Source organism: Actinoplanes sp. G11-F43, assembly GCF_050589265.1.
Taxonomy (GTDB): domain Bacteria; phylum Actinomycetota; class Actinomycetes; order Mycobacteriales; family Micromonosporaceae; genus Actinoplanes.
This window is the reverse complement of sequence record NZ_JBNZCE010000011.1, coordinates 61,625-73,725: the sequence shown is the minus strand read 5'-3', so window position 1 is coordinate 73,725 and position 12,101 is coordinate 61,625. Positions and strand designations below refer to the sequence as shown.

At 70.5% G+C, this 12,101-nt stretch carries 9 protein-coding genes and 1 pseudogene; 5 read left to right on the top strand and 5 right to left on the bottom strand.

Translation table 11 applies throughout. From position 1 onward, the window contains the following. The first annotated feature begins 196 nt into the window (after positions 1 to 196). Both holA and ACQ0O7_RS12665 read left to right on the top strand, forming a co-directional pair. Positions 197 to 1,180: a DNA polymerase III subunit delta gene (gene holA / locus ACQ0O7_RS12670; RefSeq protein WP_430782212.1), complete on the top strand. Its 984-nt coding sequence runs from the start codon at positions 197 to 199 to the stop codon at positions 1,178 to 1,180. Then, positions 1,177 to 1,401 (top strand): annotated as a pseudogene (locus ACQ0O7_RS12665) (hypothetical protein); the annotation flags it as partial. The gene holA and the pseudogene ACQ0O7_RS12665, both read left to right, overlap by 4 nt. 2,668 nt (positions 1,402 to 4,069) lie before the next feature. Here the strand turns inward: ACQ0O7_RS12665 and rpsT are convergent. Beyond that, positions 4,070 to 4,336, bottom strand: a complete 267-nt coding sequence (gene rpsT, locus ACQ0O7_RS12660; protein ID WP_430782211.1) for a 30S ribosomal protein S20 — start codon at positions 4,334 to 4,336, stop codon at positions 4,070 to 4,072. A gap of 159 nt (positions 4,337 to 4,495) precedes the next feature. Beyond that, the gene (locus tag ACQ0O7_RS12655; RefSeq protein ID WP_430782210.1) at positions 4,496 to 5,494 is read right to left on the bottom strand and encodes a phosphotransferase family protein; all 999 of its coding nucleotides are present in this window, start codon (positions 5,492 to 5,494) and stop codon (positions 4,496 to 4,498) included. Between the two features lie 53 nt (positions 5,495 to 5,547). Here ACQ0O7_RS12655 and ACQ0O7_RS12650 point away from each other — a divergent pair, with 53 nt between their 5' ends. The 3 genes from ACQ0O7_RS12650 (at position 5,548) to ACQ0O7_RS12640 (ending at position 8,478) form a co-directional block, all read left to right on the top strand. After that, positions 5,548 to 6,081, top strand: coding sequence for a DUF4240 domain-containing protein (locus ACQ0O7_RS12650; protein ID WP_430782209.1), 534 nt, complete (start codon positions 5,548 to 5,550; stop codon positions 6,079 to 6,081). Between the two features lie 151 nt (positions 6,082 to 6,232). Further along, the gene (gene lepA / locus ACQ0O7_RS12645) at positions 6,233 to 8,113 is read left to right on the top strand and encodes a translation elongation factor 4 (RefSeq protein ID WP_430782208.1); all 1,881 of its coding nucleotides are present in this window, start codon (positions 6,233 to 6,235) and stop codon (positions 8,111 to 8,113) included. Positions 8,114 to 8,196: 83 nt separating this feature from the next. After that, positions 8,197 to 8,478 carry a GlsB/YeaQ/YmgE family stress response membrane protein gene (locus tag ACQ0O7_RS12640; protein ID WP_430782207.1) on the top strand — a complete coding sequence of 94 codons (282 nt, stop codon included), beginning with the start codon at positions 8,197 to 8,199 and terminating at the stop codon, positions 8,476 to 8,478. Positions 8,479 to 8,590: 112 nt separating this feature from the next. Here ACQ0O7_RS12640 and ACQ0O7_RS12635 read toward each other — a convergent pair whose 3' ends face one another. The 3 genes from ACQ0O7_RS12635 to ACQ0O7_RS12625 all read right to left on the bottom strand — a co-directional run bounded on the left by ACQ0O7_RS12635 (position 8,591) and on the right by ACQ0O7_RS12625 (position 12,070). Further along, a complete protein-coding gene (locus ACQ0O7_RS12635) occupies positions 8,591 to 10,234 on the bottom strand; it encodes a diguanylate cyclase (protein ID WP_430782206.1) in 1,644 nt (547 codons plus the stop codon). Between the two features lie 114 nt (positions 10,235 to 10,348). After that, complete coding sequence (locus tag ACQ0O7_RS12630; protein WP_430782205.1) at positions 10,349 to 11,215, bottom strand: hypothetical protein; 867 nt, start codon at positions 11,213 to 11,215, stop codon at positions 10,349 to 10,351. 90 nt (positions 11,216 to 11,305) lie between these two features. After that, entirely contained in the window at positions 11,306 to 12,070 is a 765-nt protein-coding gene (locus tag ACQ0O7_RS12625; protein ID WP_430782204.1) for an enoyl-CoA hydratase-related protein, read from the bottom strand. Between the last annotated feature and the right edge of the window lie 31 nt (positions 12,071 to 12,101).

Genomic DNA, 12,101 nt, shown 5'->3' with positions numbered 1-12,101 from the left:
AGGTCGAGTTTACCCCTGATAAGTCTCAATAAAGGGCGAAATAGTACAAGTCGCTGACGAGTGTGTTAGGCCTGAGCAGGCGACTCTACGGGCGTGAAGGGATATCAGGTTGCCGATATGTCTGGTTTCGTGTTTGGTGATCAGCCGTCTGCGCTAACGAGTGAGGCTCGCGGAACTGTCGGTCCCCCGTGCGACGATGTTGCACGTGAATGCCGCGCCGCCCCCCTCGTTGCTGCTCGTCCAAGGTGATGAGGAGCTACTCGCCGCCCGAGCCGTCGCCGAGGCGGTCGACGCGGCGCGGTCCACGGACCCGGGAGCGGACGTCCGGGAGTACGAGGCCGGTTCCCTCGTGCCCGGTGAGGTCGCCGAGATGCTGAGCCCCTCGCTGTTCGGCGGACGCCGGGTCCTCACTATCCGTAACGGGCAGGACGTGCGCAAGGACCTCAGCGCCACCCTGCTGGCCTACGCGAAGAGCCCCGACCCCGATGTCACCCTGATCGTGACGCACGTGGGCGGGGCCAAGGGCAAGGCGTTCGCCGACGGTCTCCGGGCGGCCGGCGCCACCGTCGTCCCGGTGATGAAGCTGAAGAAGGACGCTGAGCGGATCGCCTTCGTCCGCAACGAGTTCCGCCGCAACGGGGCGCGCTGCGACGACTCGGCCGCGTCCGCGCTGCTCCAGGCGGTCGGCAACGACCTTCGGGAGATCGCGGCGGCCTGTTCGCAGCTGCTCGCCGACACCGACGGCAAGATCACCGAGGCGGTGGTCGCGCGCTACTACAAGGGCCGGGCCGAGGTCACCGGGTTCGCGGTGGCCGACGCGGCAATGGTCGGCGACCTGCCGGGCGCGCTGGAGGCCCTGCGCTGGGCACTGCACGTCGGCGTCGATCCGGTGCCGATCGCCGACGCCCTCGCCGACGGCGTGCGGACCGTCGCGAAGGTGGCGTCAGCCGGGCGCGGCAACCCGTACCAGCTGGCCGGCACTCTCGGCATGCCGGCGTGGAAGATCGAGAAGGCACAGGCCCGCAGCCGCGGCTGGACCCCCGAGGGCCTGGTCGACGCGATGCGCGCGGCCGCCGACTGCAACGCCGCCGTCAAGGGCGGTGCCGAGGACCGGGGTTACGCCCTGGAGCAGACGGTCTTCGCCATCGCGGCGGCCCGGCAGGGCGGGGGATCCCGATGACCCGGACGGTTCGGTCCCAGCCCATCGCGGGCCAGCCGCTGTACGCTCGGGTGCTGCGCCTGCGTCACCTCGCACCCAGCGGACTGCTCTGCTTCGTCTTCCTGGAGGGCGCGCTGGTGCTCGGCGTCCTGCTGGCCCTGGCCGAGCTGGTCAGCTGGTGGGGTGTGCTGGTCCTGCCGTTCACGGTCGCACTGATGGTGAAGTTCAACGATCTGGTCGCCGGTGCGTTCACCCCACGCCCGGTGGCCGGCGAGACGGCGTCGGCTCGTGCCGCCGTGCTGCGCCCGGCCCGGATCACGCACTCCGAGGGTCATGCGGCGTCGGCTTCCACCGGCTCTGAGAGCTATGCGGCGTCGGCTTCCACCGGCTCCCAGGGCTATGCGGCGTCGGATTTCAACGATTCCGAGGGGTATGCCGCGCGGGGTGCCACCGATTCCGCCCCGCCCGGGGTTGCCTCCGGCGGGCGCCCGGTGGGTTCGCCACCCCGAGACTGGCCGGCCACTCGGCCGTCCGGTGACGGGGCGCGGAGGGGGACGACCTACTCCTTCAGCCCGGCCGATGACCCGGGGGCGGAGACGGCGGTCACCTCGATCTTCGCCCGGGGTGGTGCCGGGGCGTCCGCCGGTCAAGCCGGGCGTTACGGGGTGCCCGCCGGAGAGACCGGTCGTGAGGCGTCCACCGGCCCGGCTGGGGGATACGGGACCTCTCCTGGAGCGCGCGAGGAGTTCGCCGGGCAGGCCGGCGTGGGATACGGGGCTTCGCCCGAGGAATTCGCCGAGCAGGGTGGCGGCCGATACGGGGCTTCTCCCGAGGAGTTCGCCGGGCAGGGTGGGCGTTACGGGATGTCTTCCGGGACTGCCGGCGGTCTCGAGCAGGCCGGCGGTGGATACGGGGCGTTCTCCGGCCCGGGCGGCGGGTTTGCGGAGCCGCCTACCACGCGGGGGTATGCGGAGCCCGCCGCGGCAAGAGGCTACGAGGAGCCGTCTGTCACGAGGAATGACGACCTCGGCCGGCCGGCGAGACTCGCGCCGATCGTCTCGCGGGATCCGGCGGCGGTGGGATACGGGCCGACGGTGTCGCCCGAGTTCATGACCGGTGGGTACCGGAACGACGGGCTGGCCGATGTGCCTGCGGCGGGCACCCTCGCACCGGGCACGTTCATGGCGGGGGCGTCCGGATACGGGCATCCCTACGCCCCGTCCGGTGGAGCTCCACACGACGGCCAGGGCGGGGAGCCCCGGCCGTCCGGCGGTAACACGGCTGCTCGCCGACCATGGGCGGATCAACTCGACGTCCGGCAGCAGGTGGCTCGGCAGGCCGCGGCCCGTCGCTACGAATGACCGGTCGGCACTTCGGGCATTCCGGTCGCCCGGCTGCTGGTTGATAGGCCGACACTCCGGCTGGCGTCTGCTCGGTCGCCGGATCACTCGCGGTCAATCCCTCACGCGGGTGAGCTGCTCGGCCGATTGATAGGCCGACACTCCGGCTGGCGTCTGCTCGGTCGCCGGATCACTCGCGGTCAATCCCTCACGCGGGCGAGCTGCTCGGCCGAGATCTTGGTGGGTTTACCGCCGGAAAGAGTCTTCCTCTGGGCTGCTGGCCCGTCCGCGGTCAGTTCCCGCGCGAGTGTCCCCCTTCCGGCCCCGGCCCCGACCCTGGCCCCGACCCTGGCCCTGGCCCTGGCCCTGGCCCCGACCCTGGCCCTGGCCCTGGCAGATCTTGGCGGATTTTCCACCGGATGGAGCCTTCTTCTCGGCTGCTGGCCCGCTCGCGGTCAATTCCCCGCGCGAGTGTCCGCCTTCCGGCTCCGCCCTGGCCGATCTTGGGGGATTTACCACCGGAAACGGTGGTAAATCCCCCAAGATCTCGGCTGAGCGAGTCGCCCGCACGAGGAATTGACCGCAAGTGATCAGGCAGCCGAGAAACAAGCCGCGAAAGCGGCGGAAAATCCACCAAGATCGGCCAGGGTGGGGCCGGAAAGACGGCCACTCGCGCGGGGAGTGGACCGCGAGCGGGCCGACGGCCAGTGGCACCGTGAGTGGGGCTGGCGGCCAGTGGCACCGTGAGTGGGGCTGGCGGCCAGTGGCACCGTGAGCGGGTCGGCGGCCAGGGCGAAGACTCGTATTGGTGGTGAGTCGGCCGAGGTTGCAGAGTTTGCGGTCGCCTTTGTGAAGCGTCGGCGGTGAGCGAGCCGCCGACCGAGAGGAATGCTCAGAAGGGTGATGAATCACCCGAGATCGGGCGCTTGTGTGGGGAACTGGCCGCGCGGGCCGACCGTGGAGAACAAGACTCATGGCGATCGGGCCGGTGATCGAGGCGGTTGCGGGAGCTCTGTGAACGGGGCAAGACAAGACGCGGAGGCTGTGAGTGGCCGTGTCCGCGATGCGCGACGGTTGCCGGATGGCGGTGGGCGGCGGCTGTCGGGAGGTGCGGCTTGTGGGCGCGGCGGCTGTCGGGAGGTGCGGCTTGTGGGCGCGGCGGCTGCCGGGAGGTGCGGCTTGTGGGCGCGGCGGCTGCCGGGAGGTGCGGCTTGTGGGCGCGGCGGCTGCCGGGAGGTGCGGCTTGTGGCGCGGCGGCTGTCAGGGGCGCGGCATCGCGGTGCGGCTACTCGGGAGGCAGCTGTCGTGACTTGGGGCGCCATGCCGGGCGACGGCTGTGGGAGTGTGCCGGCGGGGCCGGGGACGAGGCCCGCGGGTGGTGGTGAGGTGGGCGGCGGGAGGCTGGGGTGGCGTACCGCGGCAATCGGGTTCTGGTGGGAAATGCCACCGGGCACCGCTGTGGACCGTGGAAGGTCCGGCGGTGCCCGGGTTCGTTGAAGCCGCCCGCTACGGAAGCGGGCTTTAGATCACCGACCGCAACAGTGCGGCGGCCGATCTGATCCGGCGAGGATCAGGCGGACAGCGTGGCGATCTTCTTGGCGATGGCCGACTTGCGGTTGGCCGCCTGGTTCTTGTGGATGACGCCCTTGCTGACAGCCTTGTCCAGCTGACGCGAGGCGTCACGCAGCAGCGCGGTGGCCGACTCGACGTTGCCCGAGTCGCTCGCCTCGTGCAGCTTGCGGATCACGGTCTTCAGCGAAGACTTGACCGACTTGTTGCGCAGACGGGCCTTCTCGTTCTGCCGGTTGCGCTTGATCTGGGACTTGATGTTCGCCACGCGACAGCCTTGTCCTGACTAGTTCGGAAAAATGGTCCAAACGAGTGGTCACCGCGCGGCCGTCTCACCCGGCTAGGCCGGGGCAGGAAACAACAGCGTGTCACCACACGCGAGGAATCAGACTACCAGCACCCCTCCGAGCCGCCAAAACGGCCGGGATCACCGCCGGAGCCAGCGGCGCCTGCCGGGTGTCCAGCCGCGGCGTTCGGACAGCCAGGCGAGTGCCTGCCCGCCGCTGAACCGCTGGTGCTGACGGCTGTGCGGGGACGCGCTGCTCGGCCCGCCGGAGGCCCGGACCAGCCAGTACCCGGCCAGGGCTGCCAGCGCGCCGTCCACCCCCTCGTCCGGCGCGCCCCACGCCCGCAGCACCGCGTCCGTGTCCAGGCCGCTGGCGTGTGCGCTGACCAGCAGTGTGACCGTGTCGAACCACGGCGCGCCCAGGCACGGCCAGGTCCAGTCGCAGAGCCAGGCCCGGCCGCCGGTGTCGATCAGCACGTTGTCGACCCGCAGGTCGCCGTGGCACATCCCGTCGCCTGCGGCGATCTCCGGCAGGGCACGTTCGAGGCGGGCCAGGTCGGCGAGGCGGTCCGGGGCGATCGTGGCGCGGGCCGCCTCGGGCATCGGTTCCCGCCGCTTGGCGATCAGTGACCACCACGACATCTCGTCGCGCAGGATGTCCGGCAGGGTGGGCATGCCGATCTCCAGCAGCCGTGGTGACGGGTAGGCGAGCGCGGTGGCCGCCGACGACCAGGTGCGCAGCGTGGTGTCCAGGTCGGCCTGCGACCAGGGGAGCGCCGGGATCCGGCCGTCGACCGGCTCCAGGGCGAGCACGAAGTGATCAGACGCGGTCATGGTCCAGAGCGGGCGCGCGGCGGTCACCTCGGCGGGGAGGGCGGCGGTGAGGGCGGCTTCCCGGGCGTACCACTCGGCGGTCGGGTCGTTCGACGGCGCCGCTTTCACGAACGCCCTGGTCCCGTCCTCGGTCTCCAGCAGGGCGGCGAAGGCCCGGGTGAATCCGCCGCCGGCGCCGCGTGCCACGGAGACCGGCGAGCCGAGGCGCGCGGTGATCGATTCGCGCACGGTTTCCGGCAGGTCGGACCATTGCGGGCGTACGGCGGTGGCGTCGTACGGAACCTCGGGCAGAGTGATCGGCCGCATGTCCCCATCCTGCCGTCCGTGGAATTGTCGTACCCCACTGGCAGGATCTCGGTATGCGAACCGACGATTTCTGGGCGGTCATCGACCGTGCCACCGCCGACCGGCCGGCCTCACCCGCCGCGGTGGCCGAGCGTGCCGTCGCCGAGCTGGCCGGCTGCGATCCCGAGGAGATCGTCGCCTGGGGGCGGCACCTGGAGAAGGTGATGGTCGCCTCCGGCACCGAGGATCTCTGGGCCGCCGCCTATCTGATCAACAGTGGGGCCGACGAGGCCGGGTTCGACGCGTTCCGGGGCTGGCTGATCGCGCACGGGCGCAAGGCGGTGGCGGCGGCGGTGCAGCGGCCCGACGTGCTCGCCAACGTGGCGGTGATCAAGGCGGCGGCCGACACCGGGGCGGTCTTCGAGGCCGAGGAGGTGCTGGGCATCGCGGCGCGGGCCTACGAGCAGGCCACCGGCGCGGCGATGCCGGTGGGGGAGCGACCACGGACCCGGCCGGAGGTGGCCGATCTGTGGGACTTCGACGACGAGGACGAGATGCGCCGCCGCCTGCCCAAGCTGTCCGCGCTCTTCCTGGAGCCGCCGATGTGAGCGCCCCTGACGGGTGTGATCGGAGCTTCCCTCGCGGACGTGGGACGATAGGGGACGCCGGCCTGGCTCCGGCATCACCCCGCGCCGGCCTGGCTCCGGCGTCCACCTGCGGCCCGAGAGAGCGCCCGCAGCCCGAGAAGAACGGAAGACCGTGCCTGGACCGCTCGACCCCGGCGTGAACGTGATCGGATCGACCGATCCCGGCCGCATCCGCAACTTCTGCATCATCGCCCACATCGACCACGGCAAGTCGACGCTGGCCGACCGGATGCTGCAGATCACCGGGGTGGTCGACCCGCGCCAGATGCGTGCGCAGTATCTGGACCGGATGGACATCGAACGCGAACGCGGCATCACCATCAAGTCGCAGGCCGTTCGGATGCCGTGGACGGTCCGGGAGGGTGACAAGCAGGGCGAGACCGCCGTCCTCAACATGATCGACACCCCGGGTCACGTGGACTTCACCTACGAGGTGTCCCGCAGCCTGGCCGCCTGTGAGGGCGCCGTGCTGCTCGTCGACGCCGCGCAGGGGATCGAGGCGCAGACCCTCGCCAACCTGTACCTGGCGATGGAGAACGACCTCCACATCATCCCGGTGCTCAACAAGATCGACCTACCGGCGGCGCAGCCGGAGAAGTACGCCGAGGAGCTGGCGAAGCTGATCGGCTGTGAGCCGTCCGACGTGCTCCGGGTGTCCGGCAAGACCGGTGTCGGGGTGGATCACCTGCTGGACGAGATCGTCCGCCAGTTCGTGCCGCCGGTCGGTGACGCGGACGCCCCCGCCCGGGCGATGATCTTCGACTCGGTGTACGACGTGTATCGCGGCGTGGTCACCTACGTCCGGGTGGTGGACGGCCGGATCGAGGCCCGCGACAAGATCAAGATGATGTCCACCGGCGCGGTGCACGAGCTGCTGGAGATCGGTGTCGTCTCGCCCGAGATGGAGAAGGCGAAGGCGCTGGGTGTCGGCGAGGTCGGCTACCTGATCACCGGTGTGAAGGACGTCCGCCAGTCGAAGGTCGGCGACACGGTCACCGGCAACAACCGTCCGGCCAAGGACGCGCTCGGCGGCTACAAGGACCCGAAGCCGATGGTCTACTCGGGCCTGTACCCGATCGACGGCTCGGACTACCCGGCGCTGCGGGACGCCCTGGACAAGCTGAAGCTGAACGACGCGGCGCTCACCTACGAGCCGGAGACGTCGGCGGCGCTCGGTTTCGGGTTCCGTGTCGGCTACCTCGGCCTGCTGCACCTGGAGATCATCGGTGAGCGGCTGGAGCGCGAGTTCGGCCTGGACCTTATCTCCACCGCGCCGAACGTGGTCTATCAAGTGTTCACCGAGGACGGTAAGGACTCGATCGTCACCAACCCGAGCGAGTTCCCGTCCGGCAAGATCGCCGAGATCCACGAGCCGGTGGTCCGGGCGACGGTGCTGGTGCCGAACGAGTACGTCGGCGCCGTGATGGAGCTGTGCCAGAGCCGCCGGGGCAGCCTACTCGGCATGGAGTACCTGTCCTCCGAACGAGTGGAACTGCGCTACACGCTGCCTCTCGCGGAGATCATCTTCGACTTCTTCGACCAGTTGAAGAGCAAGACCAAGGGGTACGCGTCACTCGACTACGAGCCCTCCGGTGAGCAGGTCGCCGACCTGGTGAAGGTGGACATCCTGCTGCACGGCGAGCCGGTCGACGCGTTCAGCGCGATCGTGCACAAGGACAAGGCGTACACCTACGGCACCACGATCGCGGCCAAGCTGCAGAAACTGATCCCACGGCAGCAGTTCGAGGTGCCGATCCAGGCGGCCATCGGCTCCCGGATCATCGCCCGCGAGACGATCCGCGCCATCCGCAAGGACGTGCTGGCGAAGTGCTACGGCGGTGACATCAGCCGGAAGCGCAAGCTGCTGGAGAAGCAGAAGGAAGGCAAGAAGCGGATGAAGATGGTCGGCCGGGTGGAGGTTCCCCAGGAGGCCTTCATCGCCGCGCTGTCCACTTCCGACGCCGGTGACACCAAGGGGACGACTAAAAAATAGGGCGGTTTGATTTCTCGGGGGGTCGGGAATCCAGTTGCTCGACGGACGCAACCATAAAGCTCCACCCCCCGAGGAGGATTCCCATGGAGTTCACGCTCACCGGCATCATCGTCGCCCTGATCGTCGGTCTGGTCATCGGCGCGCTCGGCCGGCTCGTGGTACCCGGCAAGCAGAACATCCCGCTGTGGCTGACGATGGTCGTCGGTGTGGTCGCCGCGCTGCTCGGCACGGTGATCGCCCGCGCTGCCGGTGTCGCGGACACCGCTGGTTTCGACTGGATCGAGTTCGCCTTCCAGGTCGCTCTGGCCGCCATCGGTGTCGCCCTGGTCGCTGGTGTCGGTGGCCGTCGCCGCCTGACCCGCTGACCCGCGGTTCGACAACTCCATAAAACGCGAATGCCGGCCCCCTGGGGTGCCGGCATTTCGCGTTTTCAGAAGATGAATGGCATAAGCGGATCTTTCTATAAGGCCCGGAAGATCAATAGCGGAATTTGTGCTGTGCACTGCGCCGATTCACCCAGGCCGGCAATCCACCCTGATGTTCGTGATGCGGGGCCGGTTCGATCACGTCGCTGCGGCTGGCGACCACCCGCAGGGTGACGACCAGCCCCTGGACGAGCCGGTCGGCGCGCAGATCCCGGTACCGCACCTCGGCGAGCACCTGGGTGCCGTCCGGCCGGGGCAGGGCGCAGAACACCTTGCCGTCCCCCTCGGTGCGCAGGGCCCGGCGTACCGCCTCCTGGTCGTCGGGGTGGACCAGCTCGTCGAAAGCGGTGAGCGGCGGCATCTCGGCGACCCCGGTCAGGCTGCGCAGGCCCGGGCTGGCGTACCGGATGCGGTGGTCGGAGTCGACCACCGCCATGATCTCGGCGGTGTTGCCGGTGACCGCCCGCAGATAGAGATCGCTGTCCCGCCGGCCGACCGCCTCGACCAGAGTGATCCGGTCCAGGGCCAGGGCGGCCTCACCGGCCAGCACCTCCAGCGCGTCCCGGCCGGCCACCAGGGCCTCCCGGCGGCCGGTGACCATCAGCGCCCCGCCGCTGGGCCGGGCCACCGCGAGCGGCTCCAGCCGGAGCGGGCAGATCAGGGTGCGCTCGTCGGGTTCGGCGGCGCCGGTCCACCAGCTGCGGGTGCCGCCACCGGCGGGCGCCGACGGCAGTCCCTCCCGGGTCAGCCCGGCGTCGTCGGTGGCCAGGGCGACCCGGCGGACCGCACCGGCCGGCAGCAGGCGGGTGACCGCCGCCTGGACCGCGGCCTCCACGGCGGGCGGGTCGGCGGCGGCGACCAGCGCGGTGTTCGCGGTACGCAGCGCCCGCTCCCGGGTGAGGGCCTGACTGTGCTGCTGGGCCGAGTCGGCGAGCCGGGTGATGGTGAGGACCAGGGTGACCGCGCCGGTCACCGCGATGACGACGCCGTTGCGGACCGGGCCGGACAGGGCCTCGATCACCAGCACGAGCGGCGGGACGGCGGCGGAGACGGCGAGCAGCGTGGTGTCCCGGAACCGCCACGGCGCCAGCCGGGCCGGGTGCGGCTCGGTGAGCCGGGCCATCGACGGGTGCAGCGCGGACGCGCCCCACGCCAGGTAGAGCAGCGCGAACGCGGACTCGGCGACCGGGCTCTCATGGGTGAGCGGGTAGAGGACGTCGCCGGCCAGCATCGCCAGCCCGCCACCCACCAGCAGGTACGCCGAGACGTTGCGCCGGTCGGCGGCGACCAGGCGCAGGGCCACCGCGATCAGCAGCAGGTCGCCGATCACGTCGGCGGCGGGGACGGTCTGGAACCGGGTGCCGGAGCCGATCGCGAAGACCCAGAGGACGAGCATCGCGGCGCAGGCGAACGCGACCAGGTCGATCAGCCGGGCCCGGTCGGGAAGCAGTGAACCGGCCCGGGTGAACTGGATCAGGCTCATCGCGACCAGGGCGAACATCGCCAGGTAGACGGTGTCGGCGAGAGCGGGGAGGCGGTCGTACTCGTACAGCACGTCACCGACGGACAGTGCCGCGAGCGAACCGGCCAGCAGCAGCCAGGGGGCGCGCCGGATCGGGCGGTGACGGCGCACACCGATGAGGATGGCGCCGACGCTTCCCGCCCCCAGCAGGGCCCACACGATCGCCGTCAGCACGACCTACTTAGTACCAGGGCGGTTGCGGACTGTCCATGTCGATATATACAGAGCGCAACCTGCCGGTGGGCAAGGTGGACATTACGGGTAGTCACCGATACTTGCGACGAAGTCTCAACGGAACACCTCGGCGACCACCTGAGCCTGACCGCCCCCGCTGCCGTCCGTGACCGGAAGCCACTTTCCCTTGGGGGCGTGCCACTCGAGATCACCGAAACGTACCCGTTCGAGTCCGGTGGCGGAAGCGTGCGCCACCAGCCAGTGCGCGAATCGCCAACCGGTGTCCGAACTGGCCACCTCCACGGTCAGCCCGGCCGCCTGCGCGCTGCGGGCCTGCCCGCCCAGCTTCTTGCCCCAGTCCAGCTTCAGACTGGTCAGCAGCGCCGCCGCGGCCTCCGCGCCACGGATCGCCGGATCGTCCGGAACGCTGCACTCGACCGCCCCGGTGGCCCGCCCGGTCAGCGCCGCGGCCAGCACCCGGGACTCGTCGGCCCACTTCTCGTAGGCCTCCGGGTACGCCGAACGCTGCACCTCCTGGGCGGCGTCGGTGATCCGCATCTCCTCCCAGCCCTTGACCTTCCGCAGGGCCGAGTAGAACTTGCCGGCGGCGTACCGCGGGTCCTTGATCTGCTCGAACGTCCCCCAGCCCTGGCTCGGGCGCTGCTGGAAGAGGCCCACCGAGTCGCGGTCACCGTCGTCCAGATTCTCCAGCTTGGACTCCTGGAACGCGGTGGCCAGCGCGACCACGACCGCCTGCTCGGGCAGCCCGCGCCGGACGCCGACCGCGGCGATGGTGGCCGCGTTGGCCATCTGGGCCGAGTCGAGGGTCACCCGGCCGTCGGCGACGACGGTGCACTCCGGATCGAAGCGGGGCAGCTGGATCCGGCCGGCCAGGTTGTCGATCAGCACGACCACGCCGGCCACGGCGGCGACGGAGAGCAGGGCGATCACACCCACGATCGTTCGCGTGCGCACTCTCACCGTCTCTCTTCACCTCTCCCGCCAAGCCTGGACAACGAGCGCTCATGCCCCCGCGTCACTCGAGACCTTGATGATCATTGTGCCTGACGATCATCGAACCCAGTCCGGGTCACGCTTCTCCCTGCTCGCGGCCACCCCTTCCCGCCCTTCGGCGGATTTGAAGTGACCTGCCGACCGGTTCGCGAGATCCGACAGGTCGACCCGGATCGAGGGATCGGCCGTACGGCGGAGAAGTTGTTTGGTCCCGGCGAGCGCGAGTGGGCCGCCACGCAGAAGCGACGCGCAGTATCCGGACACCGCGCCGTCCAGCTCGTCCTCCCCGACCGCCGCGGTGACCAGGCCGATCGCCGCGGCGCGCGCCCCGTCGAAGACGTCACCGGTGAGAAACAGGTCGGCGGCCGCCCGCGGCGCCAGGCGCGGCAGCACGGTGGCGCTGATCACCGCGGGGATGACGCCCAGCCGCACCTCGGTGAAGGCGAACGTGGCCGAGCGCACACAGACCGCGATGTCGGCCGCGCCGATCAGGCCCAGCCCACCCGCGCGGGCCGGCCCGCCGATCCGGGCCACCACCGGTTTCGGGAACTCCCAGAGCACGGCCAGCACGTCGGCGAGCATCTCGGCGGGCAGCCGGTCGCCCGGGCCGGCCGCGGCGGTCTCCCGCAGATCGACACCCGAGCAGAAGACCGGGCCGGTGTGGGAGAGGACCACCACCCGGCACTCCGGGTCGGCGGCGGCCGCGGCGAGATCCGTCAGCAGCTTTCCGAGCAGGGCGGTGGAGAGCGCGTTACGGCTCTTCGGGTTGTCGAGTGTCATCGTGGTCACGCCGGCGGCGGTGACGGTCTGGACCAGATCCATCCCGGAACCCTATGCCGTGCACACTTGACCC